Origin of the sequence: Kitasatospora sp. NPDC051853, from assembly GCF_044452665.1 — a bacterium.
GTDB lineage: Bacteria > Actinomycetota > Actinomycetes > Streptomycetales > Streptomycetaceae > Kitasatospora.
Genome location: NZ_JBITBY010000017.1, coordinates 113,881 through 130,273 on the forward strand (window position 1 = coordinate 113,881; position 16,393 = coordinate 130,273).

General features: G+C 72.5%; 18 protein-coding genes. 9 read left to right on the plus strand and 9 right to left on the minus strand.

Annotation, left to right across the window (positions count from 1 at the left end; translation table 11 throughout):
• Window positions 1–71 precede the first annotated feature (71 nt).
• The 5 genes from ACIA8O_RS36645 to ACIA8O_RS36665 form a co-directional block, all read right to left on the minus strand.
• On the minus strand, window positions 72–1,097 hold the full coding sequence (locus ACIA8O_RS36645; protein ID WP_396298388.1) for a serine hydrolase domain-containing protein: 1,026 nt from the start codon (window positions 1,095–1,097) through the stop codon (window positions 72–74).
• The gene (locus ACIA8O_RS36650; RefSeq protein WP_396298389.1) at window positions 1,094–2,044 is read right to left on the minus strand and encodes a DUF6895 family protein; all 951 of its coding nucleotides are present in this window, start codon (window positions 2,042–2,044) and stop codon (window positions 1,094–1,096) included. The genes ACIA8O_RS36645 and ACIA8O_RS36650 overlap by 4 nt, the downstream gene beginning before the upstream one ends.
• A complete protein-coding gene (locus ACIA8O_RS36655; protein WP_396298390.1) occupies window positions 2,041–2,763 on the minus strand; it encodes a hypothetical protein in 723 nt (240 codons plus the stop codon). The genes ACIA8O_RS36650 and ACIA8O_RS36655 overlap by 4 nt, the downstream gene beginning before the upstream one ends.
• Before the next feature lie 101 nt (window positions 2,764–2,864).
• Complete coding sequence (locus tag ACIA8O_RS36660; protein ID WP_396298391.1) at window positions 2,865–3,071, minus strand: hypothetical protein; 207 nt, start codon at window positions 3,069–3,071, stop codon at window positions 2,865–2,867.
• A 180-nt stretch (window positions 3,072–3,251) separates the two neighbouring features.
• The gene (locus ACIA8O_RS36665; protein WP_396298392.1) at window positions 3,252–3,911 is read right to left on the minus strand and encodes a hypothetical protein; all 660 of its coding nucleotides are present in this window, start codon (window positions 3,909–3,911) and stop codon (window positions 3,252–3,254) included.
• Window positions 3,912–4,072: 161 nt separating this feature from the next.
• On the opposite strand from ACIA8O_RS36665, the gene ACIA8O_RS36670 reads away from it, so the two are divergent.
• The 5 genes from ACIA8O_RS36670 (at window position 4,073) to ACIA8O_RS36690 (ending at window position 8,766) form a co-directional block, all read left to right on the plus strand.
• Window positions 4,073–4,570, plus strand: coding sequence for a phosphoribosyltransferase (locus ACIA8O_RS36670; protein WP_396298393.1), 498 nt, complete (start codon window positions 4,073–4,075; stop codon window positions 4,568–4,570).
• Between the two features lie 560 nt (window positions 4,571–5,130).
• The gene (locus ACIA8O_RS36675; protein ID WP_396298394.1) at window positions 5,131–5,454 is read left to right on the plus strand and encodes a UBP-type zinc finger domain-containing protein; all 324 of its coding nucleotides are present in this window, start codon (window positions 5,131–5,133) and stop codon (window positions 5,452–5,454) included.
• 391 nt (window positions 5,455–5,845) lie between these two features.
• Window positions 5,846–6,406 (plus strand): papain-like cysteine protease family protein, encoded by a 561-nt coding sequence (locus ACIA8O_RS36680; protein ID WP_396298395.1) that lies wholly within the window; start codon window positions 5,846–5,848, stop codon window positions 6,404–6,406.
• A 9-nt stretch (window positions 6,407–6,415) separates the two neighbouring features.
• Window positions 6,416–7,279, plus strand: coding sequence for a hypothetical protein (locus ACIA8O_RS36685; protein ID WP_396298396.1), 864 nt, complete (start codon window positions 6,416–6,418; stop codon window positions 7,277–7,279).
• A gap of 395 nt (window positions 7,280–7,674) precedes the next feature.
• The gene (locus ACIA8O_RS36690; RefSeq protein ID WP_396298397.1) at window positions 7,675–8,766 is read left to right on the plus strand and encodes a hypothetical protein; all 1,092 of its coding nucleotides are present in this window, start codon (window positions 7,675–7,677) and stop codon (window positions 8,764–8,766) included.
• A 63-nt stretch (window positions 8,767–8,829) separates the two neighbouring features.
• On the opposite strand, the gene ACIA8O_RS36695 is transcribed toward ACIA8O_RS36690, so the two are convergent.
• Window positions 8,830–10,095 (minus strand): FAD-binding protein, encoded by a 1,266-nt coding sequence (locus ACIA8O_RS36695; RefSeq protein WP_396298398.1) that lies wholly within the window; start codon window positions 10,093–10,095, stop codon window positions 8,830–8,832.
• Between the two features lie 29 nt (window positions 10,096–10,124).
• Window positions 10,125–11,552: an FAD-binding oxidoreductase gene (locus ACIA8O_RS36700; protein ID WP_396298399.1), complete on the minus strand. Its 1,428-nt coding sequence runs from the start codon at window positions 11,550–11,552 to the stop codon at window positions 10,125–10,127.
• Window positions 11,553–11,660: 108 nt separating this feature from the next.
• Here ACIA8O_RS36700 and ACIA8O_RS36705 point away from each other — a divergent pair, with 108 nt between their 5' ends.
• The 4 genes from ACIA8O_RS36705 to ACIA8O_RS36720 are packed head-to-tail and all read left to right on the plus strand — an operon-like array spanning window position 11,661 to window position 15,269.
• Window positions 11,661–12,395 (plus strand): methyltransferase domain-containing protein, encoded by a 735-nt coding sequence (locus ACIA8O_RS36705; protein WP_396298407.1) that lies wholly within the window; start codon window positions 11,661–11,663, stop codon window positions 12,393–12,395.
• Window positions 12,392–13,282: a 1,4-dihydroxy-2-naphthoate polyprenyltransferase gene (locus ACIA8O_RS36710; protein WP_396298400.1), complete on the plus strand. Its 891-nt coding sequence runs from the start codon at window positions 12,392–12,394 to the stop codon at window positions 13,280–13,282. Before ACIA8O_RS36705 ends, ACIA8O_RS36710 begins: the two co-directional genes overlap by 4 nt.
• Window positions 13,279–14,787, plus strand: a complete 1,509-nt coding sequence (locus ACIA8O_RS36715; protein WP_396298401.1) for a flavin-containing monooxygenase — start codon at window positions 13,279–13,281, stop codon at window positions 14,785–14,787. The genes ACIA8O_RS36710 and ACIA8O_RS36715 overlap by 4 nt, the downstream gene beginning before the upstream one ends.
• 53 nt (window positions 14,788–14,840) lie before the next feature.
• Window positions 14,841–15,269, plus strand: coding sequence for a DUF2834 domain-containing protein (locus tag ACIA8O_RS36720; protein ID WP_396298402.1), 429 nt, complete (start codon window positions 14,841–14,843; stop codon window positions 15,267–15,269).
• Window positions 15,270–15,389: 120 nt separating this feature from the next.
• On the opposite strand, the gene ACIA8O_RS36725 is transcribed toward ACIA8O_RS36720, so the two are convergent.
• Both ACIA8O_RS36725 and ACIA8O_RS36730 read right to left on the minus strand, forming a co-directional pair.
• Complete coding sequence (locus ACIA8O_RS36725; protein ID WP_396298403.1) at window positions 15,390–15,626, minus strand: hypothetical protein; 237 nt, start codon at window positions 15,624–15,626, stop codon at window positions 15,390–15,392.
• 126 nt (window positions 15,627–15,752) lie between these two features.
• The gene (locus tag ACIA8O_RS36730; protein ID WP_396298404.1) at window positions 15,753–16,157 is read right to left on the minus strand and encodes a hypothetical protein; all 405 of its coding nucleotides are present in this window, start codon (window positions 16,155–16,157) and stop codon (window positions 15,753–15,755) included.
• Window positions 16,158–16,393 lie beyond the last annotated feature (236 nt).

Below are 16,393 nucleotides of genomic sequence, written 5' to 3' on the forward strand. Positions count from 1 at the left end.
GCCGCCCCCGGAACCCCGCCCCAGGAACTCCGCCCGTTCTGCGACGCGCCCGCCGCACCGGATCCGCCGGTTCAGCCCCGGCCCGCGGCCCGCAGGACCTCGTAGCCCGCCTGGACGAAGCGGCCGTCCAGCGCGGGTGCCGTGTTGGCCAGGGCCGCGACCGCGACCGGGCCCTGCGGGGAGAAGCCGACGAAGGTGGTGAAGCCCCGGGTGCCGCCCGAGTGGAAGTAGAGGTCCCGGCCGCCGGACTCACGGTGCATCCAGACCAGGCCGAGCCGGTCCGTCGAGCCGGGCAGGCGCAGTCGTAGCCGTTGGACGTCCCCGAGGGCCGCACCCAGCTGCCCCCCGCGGCCTTCGGCGTGGGCCCGCAGGTAGCGTGCCAGGTCGGCCCCGGAGGACCGCACCGCTCCCGCGCCCGGCAGCCCGGGCATCAGCCACGGCGGCCGTGCCCGCCCGTGGCGGTAGCCGACCGCCAGTCCGGGCGCGTCCGGGCGGCAGCCGGTGCCGGTGAGCCCCAGCGGTCGGCAGATCCGTTCGGCGAGCAGCTGCCCGTACGGCAGTCCGCCCGCCTCGGCGAGCAGCCGGCCGAGCAGCCCGACCCCGTAGTTGGAGTAGTGGTAGCGGCTACCGGGCGCGCCGCGCACGGTGGTTCGGGTCAGGGCCTCCCCCAACTGCTCGTCGCCGAAGGCGGCGTACGGGTTGGTGAACCACTCCGGCAGGGCGCTCGCGAGCAGCCCCGGTGGCAGGCGGGGCAGCCCCGAGGTGTGGGTGGCCAGGTGGAGCAGGCGGATCGGCCGGGCCGAACGGACGACGGCCGGTCTCCAGTGCCGCGGCAGGCGTCGCTCCACCGGTTCGTCCAGGGCGAGTTCGCCCCGGGCGGCCATCTCGGCGAGCAGCAGGGCGGTGAACGTCTTGGAGACCGAGCCGAGTTCGAAGACGGTGTCGGGCGTGCACGGCGGCGCGTCCGGCGCCCAGGAGGTGCGTCCGTGGCAGCGGACGTCGGTCCGGTCGCCCCGGGTGACGGCCACGGTGACCGCGCTGGCGTACGGCCCGGCGGCGCGCACCGCCGCCCCGACCGCGAGGTCGAGCCCGTTCACGCGGCGGCCGGCGTGCCGCCGAGGGCCCGGGAGAGGGCGACCGTCGCGGCCACCACGCCCACCACGGCGGTGTGTTCGTGTTCGCGGAAGGTGTCCTCGGGGTCGTCGTAGCGGGTGGCCGCGCCGTCGCGCGGGATGAGTCCGTCCGGCTCCTGGACGGCGGCCAGCGCCTCCCAGCCGGAGCGTCCGGTGACCGGCTCCCCCATGCAGGAGTCAACGATGAGCAGTTCGCCGGCCAGGTCCCACTGCTCGGTCTCCAGCCAGACGTCGAGCCAGACCGGCAGCCAGTCACGCAGGTACTCGTGCATCGGTTCGGGCAGGCACTCGGGCCGCGCGCCCCAGTCGGTGAGGTGGAACACGGTGTGGGTGACGTGGTAGCCGATCACCCAGGCGATGGTCCACGGTTCGGAGAGGGCGCCGAGCCAGGTGGAGCGGGCCAGCGCGGGCCAGTCCGGTACGGGGTCGAGCCCGGCGATCCGGCGGGCGTTGGCCAGGGCGAGCTGCCGGTTGCCGGGGATCTCGACGGCGTGCACGGAGCGCAGCCGGCCGAGGGAGGTGAGCAGGTCGTCCATCGCGGGGTGGCGGTAGCCGGCCCTGGCGAAGTGCGCGTAGGTCTCCAGCGGGTCGATCACCGTGACGTGGCGCAGCTGGCGCTCGTAGAGGAGGTCGCCGTGTCTGAGCTGGGACCAGGACGCCTCCAGCAGCTCGCGGGCGAGCCGGGCGTCGTGCGCGCCGGTGACGCCGTCGCGCAGCACCAGGGAGGAGGCGAGCGCGGCCTCGCAGAGCGGCTTGTAGACGTCGTTCGGGTCGGCGAGGTCGATGATCGTGTTGTCCTCGATCCGATCGAACCCGCCGAGTTGACCGGTGTGCAACCAGGCCAGGGCCCGGGAGCCGAGCTGCTGGGCGATGGTGAGCACCCGGGTGTCGGCCGTCTGGGTGTCGGTCATCGCGGTTCCCCGTTCAACAGGCGCCGGGCGATGGCGAGTTCGAGCCCGGAGCGGTTGGTCCCGTCGCCGACGAAGCCGATCCGGTCCAGGATCGGCTCGATCTCCAGCCGGACCGGCCGGCCGTCGGCGTGCGCCCAGGCCAGCCAACGGGCGAGGCGGACGGCGGTGGTGGGATCGCGCCGCAGCATGGCGCGGACGGTGCCCCGGGCGAGGTCGAGGGTGTGGGTCCGGGTCAGGTCGTGCACGGCGCCGTCGAGCCCGGGCAGTGCGAGCCCGGACAACTGGGCCATCCGGACGGACCAGGACTGCCATCCGACGTCCGCCGGGCCGGGCGGCGGGGACGGAGCGGGCACCGGAGCATCGTCCGCGTGGGGCGTGCCGGCCAGGACGCGCGCGGCCGCCCAGTCCTGCCAGGCGATCACCAGGGTGCCGCCCTCGGTGGCGGCGGCCGGTTCGGGGAGGGCCCGGCGTGCCTCGGCGAGCAGGGCGGCGGTGGCGTCGTCGGGCGCGGCCCCGGCGAGGAGCTGCGGGGCGAACAGGTTCACGCCGAGCACCCGTGCGGCGGCCAGCAGGGCACGGTGCGTGGTCGGGTCGAGGTCGGCGGGGTCGGGGAACGCGGCCGTACCCCCGCCGTCCCGAACGGCGTCGAGGGTACGGCCTGACAAGTGCTCCACTGCCGCGGCGTACTCGTCGCGGAGCGTGGTTTCGGCGAACGGCATGGTGGATCTGTCCTCCTCCACGGGAACGGGACCGGGCTCGGACACGGGGCCGGTGCGGCTCCGTGCCGCATGTCTGCCGCGCGCCGGAACGAGGGGCCCGACTACCGGGCCGGCTTCTCCTTCGGCGGCTTCGGCGAGGCCAGCAGCAGCCCGGCCAGCAGCACTGCGCCGGCGGCCTCGGGGAGGTACGTGGGCGCGTCGGACACGACGGCCTCGTCCTCCACCATCAGGCTCGCGAGCGTCCCGGCCTCGTCGAGCGTCGCGCTGCGTGACGCCGAGGCCGTTTCGGTCTGGAACTGAGTAAGCATCAGATGTGCCTCCTCGTACGGTTTTCACCGCCCGGTCGGGCGATGCCCTCCTTCGACCCTACGAGTACGAACCGATGACCGCACCCGCAGCCGGGCAGGACGGGGCTCTTCGTGGCATCCGGACCCTTCGGCCGTCGATCACGCAAGAAGGCTCTTCCGCCCGGGAGTTGGCACGGACCCTCAGCGACGGCGCAGGAGGAACCCGTGCTCCCGGAGCGACTCCAGGCCGAACTTGGCGACCATGCGGTGGTCGGGACGGTCGTCGTCGAAGACGTGCTCGACGTCGAACGCGGCCCCGAAGTAACCGCGGACCGCGTCCGGCCCCACCGAGAAGGGCGGGGTCTCCATCACCGGTGCGTACTCCAGGGTGTTGAGGAAGTACCGGGCCCCGGCCGGCAGCAGCCCGGTCAGGTGCGCGGCGTAGCGTTCGCGCATCGCTTCCGGGAAGGCGACCAGGCAGGCGCGGTCGTACACCACGTCGACGGCGCCGAGCCCGTCGGTGGCGAGGTCGGCAGCGGTGAGGTCGAAGAAGTCCCGCACCAGGATGGTGAGGTTGCCCGCGCGGAACACCCCGGGCTCCGTCTCGGCCGCGTCGAGCGCGTTGTCCGCCAGGAACTGGGCCACCGCCGACTCGACGAGTTCGACCCCGACCACCTCGCGGGCCCGCCGGGCGAAGGCGGGCATGTCCAGGGACTTCCCGCACAGCGGCACCAGGACCCGGGCACCGTCCAGGAGCCCGCTGTCCACCAGGTACTGCGCGTGCGGGTGCACCACCGGCATGTGGAAGCCGGTCTTCGAACCGCCCTCGTCCCACGAGTCGAACCAGAACTGCCGCTCCACCGCGTCTCCCCCGCTCCGGCGCCCCCGAACCGACCCGGCCGAGCGTATCGCCCGCGCACCCGCACCGGCCGGGCAACGGCCGAATCGGTCCCGGCAGCCGGACGAGGGTCCGCAGCGCGCCGGTCCTCGCCACCGGGCCGCCCGGCGGGGAGACTGAACGCGTGACCGAGATTCGCGAGACCCTGGACTACCAGACGTTCGGCCGGGCGGTGCGCGAACTCGCGCAGACGATCGCCGACGACGGCTACGAACCCGACCTCATCCTGAGCATCGCCCGCGGCGGCGTCTTCGTGGCCGGCGGCCTGGCGTACGCGCTGAACTGCAAGAACATCCACCTGGTGAACGTCGAGTTCTACACGGGCGTGGGCACCACCCTCGACATGCCCGTCATGCTGGCGCCCGTCCCGCAGGCGATCGACTTCTCCGAGAAGAAGGTCCTGATCGCCGACGACGTCGCCGACACCGGCAAGACCTTGGACCTGGTGCACAAGTTCTGCCTCAGCCACGTCGCCGAGGTCCGGTCCGCCGTCATCTACGAGAAGTCGCACTCCCTCGTGAAGTGCGAGTACGCGTGGAAGCGGACCGACGCCTGGATCAACTTCCCGTGGTCGACCGAACCACCGGTGGTCCGGCGGGAGGGCCAGGTGCTCGACGCCTGATCCTCGGCCGACAGGTGCTCCCGCCTCCCACCAGGTCGGGAGCAGCAGGATCCCCCAGAACACCGCGAGGGCCGCACCGAACACCAGGCCCGCCATCGGCCGGACGACGAGCACGGATCCGACGAAGAACGCGTGCAGCAGTGCAGCGGAAGCCGACCGGACCACCGACCGTTTGCGGGTCCGCGAGGGGGTGTTGTCCGGGTGGGGGCGACGCCGCCTCCGAGTCCGGTCGCCCTGTCGGGACGGCCGGGCCGAGTGGCGGCCCGCGGGTCGGCACGGCCGGCTCCCGCCGTGACGCGCCGTCAACTCGGCGTGGCGGCACCGGCCCTGACCGCCTCCGCCTCGTGGTGGCCGGTGGTGGGCTGCACGATCACGTCGCCGCCGTGTCCCGTGGTCCGCGGTCCTTCCGTCGGTGCGCGGCGGCCGGTCGGCCGCCGTTGGAGCGTCGGGTCGGGCCCCGGGACGGCAGGCACCGCCGCCCCGGGGCGTACTACCCGTCTGCCCGGGCTCGCGGATCTCAATCGGCAGCCCGCCCGGCACCGTCGGGTAGCGTGAACGGCATGAGTGTCGAGCACCCGTGGCGGGTCGCGGTGGACCCCGGCCTGGTCGTCCAGCGGACCTGCGACCACCTGGGCGACCTGCGAGAAGTACCGGCCAACCCCGCCCCCGGCTGCGAGGACTGTCTGGCCGAAGGACGCACCGCCTGGGTCCACCTGCGCGCCTGCCTGAGCTGCGGGCACATCGCCTGCTGCGACAGCTCCCCCGGCCGGCACGCCCACCGCCACGCACAGGTCAGCCACGGTCACCACATCGCCCGCTCCCTCCAGCCCGGCGAGACGTGGGCCTGGTGCTACACCGACGAGCTCTTCCTCCGCCCGGCCTGACGCGGACGTACCCGCGCCCGCCGGGCCGCCTCGGGACACAGGGGTGAGGGCCTGACCGCGGGTCAGGGCGCGGTCGAGGTCCAGGTCCAGCCGGGTGGTGAACCCCTGGTCGACCACGGCGAACACCACTTCCCCGTCGTGGTCGAGCGAGCGGCGGGACGGTCGAGCCGGTGCCGACCGACCAGGAAGGGGGCGCGTTGCGGAGGGCTCCGGTGCGGTAGCGGCCTCGGGGGTGGGAAGCAGCGCGGAAAGCAGCGGGATCTCCTGTTATGACAATTCACCCGGGGGTGTTCAGTTCTTGCACTGACCATTCCGTCCGCCCGCCTGTCCGTGCTGACATAGCCCTGCCGGATTCCCGGACGACCAGGGCACTTCGAGAGAAGGCGGAAGCATGGCCAGATCCACCATCGCGTCCACGGCGGCCACCGCACTGGCGGTCACGGTGCTGCTCGCGGCCGGGGGCAGCCCGGCCCACGCCGAGGCGGGGCAGGACAGCATCACCATGCTCAAACAGGAGAAGACCCAGTGGTGCTGGGACGCCTCCGGACTGACGATCGCCAAGTTCCACGGCCTCGGCAGCACGCAGACGGACTTCTGCAACCGGGCCAATCCCTACTACGGCTGCAACAACCAGCCCGCCACCCTCGAGGACATGGCCCGGGGCTGGAACAGTCTCGGCATGACCCGCACCGGCTCGGGCCTGAGCAGCGCGGCCACCTTCGAGCAGGTCTACACCGACGTGAAGGCGGCCCGGCCGATCGGTGCCCGCATCGGGTGGTCGTCCGGCGGCGGCCACATGAACGTCGTCTACGGCTTCGACACGTCGAAGACCACCATCGCCGTCGCCGATCCCTGGCCGGACACCGCCACCTACACGTGGTGGAACTACAGCGACTACGTCAGCAACAGCTCCTTCAAGTGGACCCACTCCCGGATCGGCATCTCCCGGTAAGGCAGGCACATGCACCACGCACCAACAGCCCGGCGCCGTACGACCCTTCGGCTCTCCCGCCTGACCGCCGTCCTGGCCCTGGGCGCGTCCGTCCTGCTGCCGGGCACGGCCCGTGCGACCGCGCCGGCGGACCCCCTCCCCGCGGACATCCCGGACTACCGGGCCGCCCTCGACCTGGTGAGGTCGGCGGACGTCCGCAACACCGTCTGCCGCTTCCTCGGCGTCCCCCTGCCCCAGGGCGACGGGGCCGGGACCGTGCAGCCGATTCCCGACGTGGCCGACCCGTGCGAGGGCCTGCCGGCGTTCACCGTCCAGGACCCGCTGGCCCTCAACGAGATCACCCCGGGCTTCGTCGCGGGGACCTCCCTGCCCGTGGCCACCGAGGCCGTCCGGCTGAGCCACCTGGTCTCGGCGTTGAACGCCCCGGTCAACGGCCGCAACGCCACCGTCATGCTCGCCCCCACCGAGGGCGGCGGCTGGCACCTGGCGGCCGTACGGGACGGCGACGCCGACGCCGCCTACGCGGGCAAGGCAGGGGCGGGCACCCTGGTGTTCACCGAGCCGCAGATCCGCGGCTGGTACCAGCTCAGGCTCACCACCGTCGAACCGCTCAACGACGCGGCACGGCAGGGCCTGGACGGCCGGCCGTCCGTCTCGCTGGGCGACTACCAGAAGCTGGTCAAAGCCCGGTACGCCGACAAGCTGCCCGGCTCGACGTACGACACCACGGGCATGTCCAGCGGCTACGGCCCCGCCGCGGAAGAGGGCTCCGCGCCGTCCTCCGCGACCCTCCTCGTGGGCGGCACCGGCACGGCCCTGGCACTCGCGGGCGGCGGCCTCGTCCTGCACCGCCGACGCAGGACCACCGGCTGATACCGGCGCCACCGTCGAGCCCCGATCCAGCGCATCCCGGTCCGCGAACTCGACCGGGGGAAAGGGGAGTTCGACACGAGGGTGCGCCCGACCGCGAGTCGCCGCCGAGATCGAGTCCGTCGAGCCCTTCCGCCACCGGAAGGGCTCGACGGCGGCAGCAGGTACCGGGAGCCCGGGAACGCCGGGACCCGCGACGAGTGTTTCCGATCCGGCCACGCACACCGGCCACGCGCCGTACCGTGATGGGCAGTTGCACCGAGCGGCCGGCCCCGGACCGGTGTCCGTTCGGTCGTGCGCCGACACGAGGCGGGGAAGCCGTCCCCGTCGCAGGCCATCCTGCGCACGGCCGCCGTCGGTGCGGCGCCTCGGCCGCCGCCGGACCCGGAAGGAACACGATGAGCACCCACGTCCCGCCCGCCCCCTACCCGCACCTGCTCGGCTGGTTCACCGCGGGGGCGCCCGACGCCGCCCTGCTCGCCGAGGAGCTCGACGCCATGGCGCAGGGTCCGGACCTCGCGCGGCTGCTGACCGCCCTCAGGCTCCACGGCGAACTCGACCACTTCCGTACCGCCCTGCTGGTGTCCTTCCCCCAACTCGACCTGGCCGCACCGCAGTTCATACCGTCACAGCAGCCACTGACCGCCCTGGCGAGTGCCGGTCTGAAGGCCGTCGGCGTGTCCTGTCTGACCGCGATCGCCCTCGGTGCACCGGAGCCGGCCTTCGATCCGGCGCTCTTCACGTGGACCGTCGCGGGCCTGTGCTACGACAAGGTGCCCGTCTTCGGCACGGTCGGCGGCGAGCGCCGTCGCGTGTTCGTCTCCGGCCAGGGGAAGCTCTACGTCGTCACCCCGGACCACGACCTCAAGGGCTGGCTGCAGCGGGCGGGCTCCGACCTCGCCGTGACGGACGTCCACGGCGTGGCGCCCGACGACCACGAGAGCGGGTACAACGCCCTGGAGTCCGTCGGCAACCTCACCTGGGAGTGCTCGTTCGGGGAGTTCGACACGCCCGAGCACCTGCTCCAGGCGATCGCGAAGAGCGAGGCCTTCGCGAAGGTGGCCTGGGGGACGTCGTCCTGCCACGCCGGCTGGGTGTCCTCGCTGATGCCCACGCTCGCGACCTGGGGCACCTTCCGCATCCCGAACGCGACGGTGACGATCGGTCAGAACGTCCACACCGCCACGGTGATCGGCAGCGCCTGGATCAAGGACATGACGGGGGCCGACTGCCCGCAGGAGCTGTTCCCCCAGGCGTGGGAGGCCGGGGTGAGGGCCACGCTGCTCCCGCGGGCCGTCGCGAGCGCCGACCTCGCGGCCGTCACGATGTTCTGCAATTTCCTCAAGCAGAACAAGTTCAAGCCCCTGAAGAAGGCGCCGGCGCCGGAACGGAACAACCGGATCTCCTTCCTCCTCACCCAGCGCCCGGCGGACCGGGCGACCCTGCGGGCCCTGCCCAACATCGCCGTCTACTACGACAAGCTGTTCTGATCCGGCGGTCACGGCCGGGTCCGGGTGCCGGTCGTGGTCGCGGTGCCGGCGTCGCGTCGGGTCCTACGGGCGGGCTCCGCCGAAGCCGCGGCGGCTGAAGCGGGTCAGGGCCAGCTCGGTGCGCAGCTCCTCCAGCCGGCCCAGGGCGGGCGTGCCGTAGAAGGTGTGCAGGAGCTCCCGGTCTAGGGCGTGGGCCCCGTAGAGGTAGGGGCGGCCGCCGGCCTCGGCGCAGACCTCCAGCAGGCGGCGCTGCGCGCGCCGGGTCCCCGCGACGAGCTCCTCGTCGGCGACGGGGGCCGAGGCGAAGACCCCGATGCCGTACTGGACGGGCGCGTCCAGGACCGGTGCGAAGGCGAACGGGGTTGCGGGGGCGGGGCGTTGGACGACCAGGAAGTAGAGGCTGATCAGGCTCGCGGTCAGCGGCGGCTCGGCGATGAGCTGCTCCAGCGCCGCGGTGAAGGCGGGCAGGCCCGCCTCGTCGAGGACGTAGTCGGCCCAGAGGTTCGCGTGGGTGGGCGCCCCGAGCAGCGGTGCGAGGTGTCCGGCGACCTCCTGGTGGAGCAGGCCGGTGTAGTCGGGCACGGGGAGCACCGGTGTCGCGAGGCCGGTCTCGTCGGCGCCGGGGGCCAGGGAGATCTGGGAGTACCAGGCGGCGCGGTCGTACATGCCGAAGTACCCCTCGGCCCTCGGGTCGGCGGCGACGCGCGGCAGGTGGGCGACCAGGTCGGCCAGGCCGGTGTGGTCGACGCGGGTGACGCGGGTGACGGCGGTGCGGGCGACGGTGCGCAGGACCGCCGTGGTGATGTGGCCGACCTGGCCGACGCCGCCGAGGGCGTACCGGAAGAGTTCGGCGTTCTCCCGGGGTGAGCAGCGGCGGGTGCGGCCGTCGCCGTCGACCAGCTCGATCCGCTCGACCTGGTCGATCTGGAGTCCGTGGCGCAGGGAGCCGAGACCGAAGCCGCCGATGGAGAGGGTGCCGCCGACGGTGAGGTCGAGGTAGCTGGGCAGTACCGGGACGGCCCGGCCGTGTCCGGCCAGCCAGGTCTCCAGCTCGAGCCAGGTGGTGCCGGTGGGGACCTCGACGAGGTGTTCCCCGTCCGGGGAGTCCACGAAGCGCGGCGCGGTGCCGTGCCGCCGGTTGTCCAGGAGGGTGCCGGTGGTGAGGGTCTGGGTGTTGCAGGAGCGGCCGTTGCCGCGTACGGCGACGTCCTGGCCGGAGGCGGTGGCCTGCCGCATGATCTCCTCCGCGGTGCCGTCCTCGCCGACCCGTCGGACGGTCTGCGGGACGAGGCGGAGGGAGCGGCCGAAGTCGGTGTCCACGGTCTGCATGGGTGTCCTCTCGTGACGGTCGGGTCGGGCTACAGCCGGAAGTCCCCGAAGGCGCGTCGGCTGAAGTGGGTGAGGGAGAGCTCGGCGCGCAGCTCCCGCAGGCGGTCCAGGGCCGGGGCGCCGTAGATGCGGTGGAGCAGCTCGGTGTCGAAGTCGTGGGTGCCGTAGAGGTAGGGGCGGCCCCCGGCGTCGGCGCAGGCCTCCAGCAGGTCCCGCAGCACGCGCCGGATCCCGGCGATGCCGTCGGCGTCGGCCTTCGGGGTGGCGGCGAAGATGCCGACGAGGTACTGCACGGGGGCGTCCACGACGGGGGCCAGGACGAAGGGGGTGGCCCCTTCGGGGCGGCGGACGACCAGGAAGTACAGGGCGACCAGGGTGTCGGCGAGCGGCGGTACCGCCATCGCCTCGCGCACCCTGCGGACGAACGCGGGGAAGTGCTCCTCGTCGAGGACGTGGTCGACCCAGAGGTTGGCGTGGGTGTCCTCCTCCAGCAGGTGGTGCAGGACCTTCGCGGTCTCCTGGTGGCTGTAGAGGATGTAGTCGGGCACCGGCATCACCTGGGTGGCCTCGGCGGGGCCGGGTGCGTCGTCGTCCAGGGTCACGAAGGAGTACCACGCGTCGCGCTCGAACATCCCGAAGTAGCTGGAGACGCCGGGGTCCTGGGCGCCGCCGCGCATGAAGGCGACCAGGTCGTCGGGGCCGGTGTGCTCGATCCTGGCCGCGCGGGAGACGGGACGGTGGGCGACGGTGCGCAGGACGACGGTCTTGATGAAGCCCACCTGCCCCAACCCGCCCAGGGCGTAGCGGAACAGTTCGGCGTTCTCCCGGTCCGAGCAGCGGCGGGTGCGTCCCGTTCCGTCGACGAGTTCGATCTCCACGACCTGGTCGCCCTGGATGCCGGAGCGCACCGAGGCCAGCCCGAATCCGCCGATGGAGAGGTTCCCGCCGATGGTGATGTCGAGGTAGCTGGGGAGGACCGGGTTGGCGCGGCCGTGCCGGTTGAGCCACTTCTCCAGTTCGAGCCAGGTGATGCCGCTGCCCACCTCCACGTGGTGGTCCGCCCCGACGAAGCGGGGGGTGGCGTCGGGGCGGTAGTTGTCGAGCACCAGGTCGGGGGAGAGCGTCTGGGTGTTCGTGGAGCGTCCGGCGCCGCGCACCACCATGTCGCGGCCGTCTGCGGCGGCTTCGCGCATGAGTTCCTCGACGGTCCCGTCCAGGTCCGCCCGGACCACTTTCCGGGGGACGACGACGGAGGTTCGGCCGAAATCCTGGCTGAATTCTTTCACGTGCTTCGCCCTTTCCGTGAACCGGTGTGCGACGAGAAGATCAATGGCCAGAGGCGTTGACGGGCGCCACGTTAGACCACGATCGGCCCCCTGCACACCAGGCCGGGTGTACCTGACAAGGTCCCCCGGGACCGCGCCGCCCGCCGGATCGGAGCACTTACCGTGGTGCACGGTTCACGTGGTCCGTCACCGAATCATCCAGGAACGTGCAACTCCGCTTTCCCCCCACCGCACATGGAACGAGCAATCGAAGCGAGGAAGGGAGAAGCCGAATTGGCCGTGCACCCGCAGCACCGACCGGCGGCCCCGGGCATCAGGAAGGACTTCATCTCCGACTACGACGGCCTGGCCGGCGAGTGGTGGGACCCCCGCGGGGCCCTGGCGCCGCTGGGCTGGATCGCCCGGGCCCGGGCCGGGTTCGTCCCCCCGGCCCGCGACGGGAACGCCCGGCTGCTCGACATCGCCTGCGGCGGCGGCCTGTTCGGCCCGTACGCGGCGGGCAAGGGGTACCGGGCCGTCGGCGTCGACCTGTCGGAGCTGTCACTGCGCGAGGCGCTGCGGCACGGCTTCGCCGAGGTCGTCCGGGCCGACGTGACCGTGCTGCCCTTCGAGGACGAGTCCTTCGACGTCGTCACGGCCGGCCAGTGCCTGGAGCACGTCCCCGACCCCTACGCGGTGGTGGCGGAGGCGTGCCGGGTGCTGCGCCCCGGCGGCACGCTCGTCGTCGACACCATCGCCGACACCGCGATCGCCCGCTTCGTCTCCATCACCGTGGCCGAGAACGTGCCGATCGCCGGGCACCCGCCGCGCGGCACCCACGACCACCGGCTCTTCGTCAACCGCGAACGGCTGACCCGGGCCGCCCGCGAGCACGGCGTCCAGCTCCAACTGCTGGGCCTACGGCCGAAGTTGGGACAGATGCTCCGCTACTCGCTCGGCCTGCTCGACGAGGTGCGCATGGTGCGCACCCGGTCCACCTCGATCCTCTACCTGGGTGTGGGAACCAAGACATGACCCTGCAGCTGGAAACGCCCCACGGCGCCGTGCGCACCTGGGTCCTCGGGGCGCGCCTGAAGACCCTCCCGGTCAGTTACGCGCCCCTCGCGGTGGGCTTCGCCCTCGCCGCCGCCCACGGCCCCCTCGACTGGTCCCGTGCCCTGCTCACCACGGTCCTGGTCCTCGGCTTCGTCCTGGGCACCAACTTCTTCAACGACTACAGCGACGGCATCCGCGGGGCCGACGACCACCGCCTCGGGCCGGCCCGGATGGTCGGATCGGGGCGGGCCACCCCGCAGGAGGTCTTCCGGCACGGCGCGGTCCTGTACGCGATCGGCGCCGCCGCCGGACTCGCGCTGGCCGTCACGGTCTCCTGGTGGCTGCTCGCCGTGACGGTGCTGATCGCCCTGGGAGGCTGGTTCTACACCGGTGGTTCCCACCCCTACGGCTACCACGGGCTGGGCGAGGTCAGCATCTTCCTCTACCACGGCGTCGTCTTCGTCTGCACCCCGGTCTACGTCCAGACCGGCGAGGTCCCCTGGCTCGCCGTGGCCGCCGCCGTCCCCGTGGGCCTGCTCGCCTGCGCCCTGCTGACCACCAACAACCTGCGCGACATCCCCACCGACTCCGTCGCCGGGAAGACCACCCTCCCGGTCCGGTTCGGCGCCGACTGGGCCCGCGGCTTCTACACCTGCTGCGTGCTCGGCGCCTTCGCCGCCACCGTCCTGCTCGCCCTCGTCCGCCCCTGGGCGCTGCTGGCGCTGCTCGCCGCCCCGGTCGCGCTCCACCCCCTGCGACGCGTCCGCAGCGGCGCCGGCGGCCGTGACCTGATACCCGCCCTGGAGCACACCTGCCTGCTCCTGCTCGCCCTCGGCACCTTCGAGGCGATCGGACTCGCCCTGTGACCACGACCCCCGCACCGCCCGAGGCCCCCGACCACCTGGTGCTGGTGATCGGAGCCGGCTTCTCCGGCATCGGCACCGCCATCGGACTGCGCCGCGCGGGCATCGACGACTTCCTCGTCCTGGAGGAACGCGACGACATCGGCGGCAGCTGGCACGTCAACCGCTACCCCGGCATCGCCGTCGACATCTCCGCCTTCTCCTACTCCTTCGCCTCGGACCCCTCCCCCGCCTGGTCCCGCCTCTTCCCGCCGGGGCAGGAGCTCAAGGACTACGCCGACCACATCGCCGACACCTACCGGCTGCGCTCCAAGCTGCGCCTCGACTCCCGCGTGGTGAGCGCCACCTACCAGGAGGACGCCCACCTCTGGCGGGTCGAACTCGCCGACGGCGCCCGCCTGTCGGCCCGCTTCGTGGTGTGCGCGACCGGCTGGCTCACCAAGCCGAAGACGCCCGCCATCCCCGGCCTCGACCGGTTCGGGGGCGACGTGGTGCACACCGCGCACTGGGACCCCTCCCTGGAACTGGACGGACGCACCGTGGCCGTCATCGGCACCGGGGCCTCGGGCGTGCAGATCGTCCCCGAGCTGGCACCCCGGGTGGAGCGCCTCCACGTCTACCAGCGCACCCCCATCTGGCTGCTGCCCAAACCCGACCTCGCGCTGCCCGCGCCGGTCCGCCGCCTCTTCCGCCGCGCCCCGTGGACCCAGCGCGCCCTACGGCGCCTGACGGACACCGTCACCGAGGTCAGCTTCGTCCTCGGCATGGTCCACTACCGCCGCTTCCCCTACCTGGTGCGGGCCGGCGAGGCCGCCTCGAAGTACTACCTGCGCCGCCAGGTGAACGGCGACCCCGAGCTGATCCGCAAGCTCACCCCCGCCTACCGGGTCGGCTGCAAACGCCCCTCCCTGGCCAAGGGCTACTGGCGCACCTTCACCCGGGACGACGTCGAGCTCGTCACCGAGCCCATCGAGGAGATCACCGAGAAGGGCATCCGCACCGCCGACGGCCGGGAGGAGCACTTCGACGCCATCGTCCTCGCCACCGGCTTCCACGTGCTGGACAACCTGCCGCCCTTCCCGCTGCACGGCAGCGGGGGACGCAACCTCCAGGAGTTCTGGCGCACCGAGCGCTTCCAGTCCTACGAGGGGACCTCTGTCAAGGGCTACCCCAACCTGTGGTTCATCGTCGGCCCGTACTCCTTCACCGGGGGCTCCTGGTTCGGGATGATCGACTACCAGGTCACCCACGCCCTGCGCGTCATCACCGAGGCCCGCCGCCGGGGCGCCACCGAGGCCGTGATCCGCCCCGAGAAGCACGACGCCTCCTTCCGCGAGACCCTGCGCCGCCAGCGCGACACGGTCTTCCTCGACCCCAGCTGCCGCACCTCGAACACCTACTACCTGGACGAGCACGGCGACGCCCCGGCCGTCCGCCCCGCCTCCACCTTCGAAGCCGCCCGCCGTGCCCGCCGCTTCGACCTGGACGACTACCGCTACACGCCATGACGGACCGTCACCCGCCACCGCCCGCCACCACCCTCAGCAGGAGGAACACGACCATGCGCCTGCGCGATGTCCGGGGCCGCGACCGCGCCCTGTGCGTTCTGTACGGCACCTCCGCCCTCATCGGCGCCGCCGTGATGGGCACCATGGCCGTCACCTTCGTCGTCCGCACCGCGGACGCCGGCCCCGGCGGCGTCGTCGCCGCCTTCATGCGGGACGCCACCTCCACCTTCGCCTCCCAGTTCATCTACGCCGACCTGGCCCTGACCTGGGCCGCCCTGGGCGCCTACATGATCGTCGAGGCCCGGCGCCTGAACATCCGTCACGTGTGGGCGTACATCGTCGGCGCGCCCGCCCTCGCCCTGATCGCCAGCTACGGGCTGTTCATGCTGGTACGCCAGCTGAAGATCGCCGCCGGCGTCGGCCCGGACGACGCGTCCGCCGCCGTCCGGACGGGCGACGCGCGGCCCGCGACGGTGCGCTGACCACGCACCCCGTACGGCCGTGCGCCCGTCGCCCGGCTCCGGCGGACGCCGACGGGGCGGCACCCGGAACACGTCCGGAGTGCCGCCCCGCGGGGGTGGGGTGCGGAGGGTGCGCCGCGCCTACCCCCAGGTGTCGGTGGCCCAGAGCGCCCGGGCCCCGTCGGCGTCGTGGACCACCACGTTGCCGTCGGTCTGCACGATGAGCCAGGCACCCGAGTGGCCCCAGGTCCCGGACGCCCAGACCGGGGTGCCGGACTTCGTGAGCACCAGGTTGCCTTCCGCCTGCATGGTCAGGACCGTCGAGGACTGCATCGTGTACTGCGCCTCACCGCTGCGCAGCCGGAAGCCCGGCGCCATCGGGGAACCCCTCTTCCAGGACGAACGGATCGGAGAGCTCGTGCTCCGGGAAGGTGATCAGGCCGAGCGGGGCCGGTCCTGGTCGGCGTGAAGGAGCACCTCACCACCATCCGGCGATCCGTACGGTCAGGGCGCCAAGGACGCGTGCAACGCACCGAACACGTCGCGGAGTTCGGTGACGTCGACGGGACCGATCTCCATCTGCAGCTGACACACGCCGTCGTCACCGTTGGGGGTCAGACGCACGAAGAAGGCGAACCCGTCCCCGGCGGGTTCAGCGCTCAGCACCAGCGGGTTGTTGCGCCCCGGGGTCACCGCCGCCGAGAACCGGGAGGCCGAGGGAGAGCTCAGGCAGGAGAGCATCCGCGCGGCGAAGTCCGCGACCTCGTCCCCGGTGAGGTCGGCGGTGAAGTCGGCCGACAGCGACGAGCACCAGTCGGCCGTGACCCGCCAGCTGTCCTCGTCGGCCCGAACCAGTTCCACCCACGCTCCACCGCTGCCAAGGCGCATCCGCGGCGTTTCCATCGTCATGTCCTCCGACCTCAGGTTCTGTCCGGCGGATCATACGACCTCCGGATGGTCGGATCGTTGTTCTGAGTGGGTGCGGCTGGAGCCGCACCCACCTAATTCCTTATTAGCGGTCCGTGGAACCGAAGTGGTTGTTTGATCGGACGGGCCTTCCCCCTGATGTGAGGACACCGGACACTGGATCTTGATGGTTCAGGAGAACGGAGTCCCTGTGGGGATGAAGCACTACCCGCCGGAGT

Coding starts and splice junctions, on each gene's coding strand:
- ACIA8O_RS36650 (WP_396298389.1), bottom strand. CDS start 2,044: ATGACCGACACCCAGACGGCCGACACCCGGGTGCTCACCATCGCCCAG.
- ACIA8O_RS36655 (WP_396298390.1), bottom strand. CDS start 2,763: ATGCCGTTCGCCGAAACCACGCTCCGCGACGAGTACGCCGCGGCAGTG.
- ACIA8O_RS36660 (WP_396298391.1), bottom strand. CDS start 3,071: ATGCTTACTCAGTTCCAGACCGAAACGGCCTCGGCGTCACGCAGCGCG.
- ACIA8O_RS36675 (WP_396298394.1), top strand. CDS start 5,131: ATGAGTGTCGAGCACCCGTGGCGGGTCGCGGTGGACCCCGGCCTGGTC.
- ACIA8O_RS36680 (WP_396298395.1), top strand. CDS start 5,846: ATGGCCAGATCCACCATCGCGTCCACGGCGGCCACCGCACTGGCGGTC.
- ACIA8O_RS36685 (WP_396298396.1), top strand. CDS start 6,416: ATGCACCACGCACCAACAGCCCGGCGCCGTACGACCCTTCGGCTCTCC.
- ACIA8O_RS36690 (WP_396298397.1), top strand. CDS start 7,675: ATGAGCACCCACGTCCCGCCCGCCCCCTACCCGCACCTGCTCGGCTGG.
- ACIA8O_RS36695 (WP_396298398.1), bottom strand. CDS start 10,095: ATGCAGACCGTGGACACCGACTTCGGCCGCTCCCTCCGCCTCGTCCCG.
- ACIA8O_RS36710 (WP_396298400.1), top strand. CDS start 12,392: ATGACCCTGCAGCTGGAAACGCCCCACGGCGCCGTGCGCACCTGGGTC.
- ACIA8O_RS36720 (WP_396298402.1), top strand. CDS start 14,841: ATGCGCCTGCGCGATGTCCGGGGCCGCGACCGCGCCCTGTGCGTTCTG.
- ACIA8O_RS36725 (WP_396298403.1), bottom strand. CDS start 15,626: ATGGCGCCGGGCTTCCGGCTGCGCAGCGGTGAGGCGCAGTACACGATG.
- ACIA8O_RS36730 (WP_396298404.1), bottom strand. CDS start 16,157: ATGACGATGGAAACGCCGCGGATGCGCCTTGGCAGCGGTGGAGCGTGG.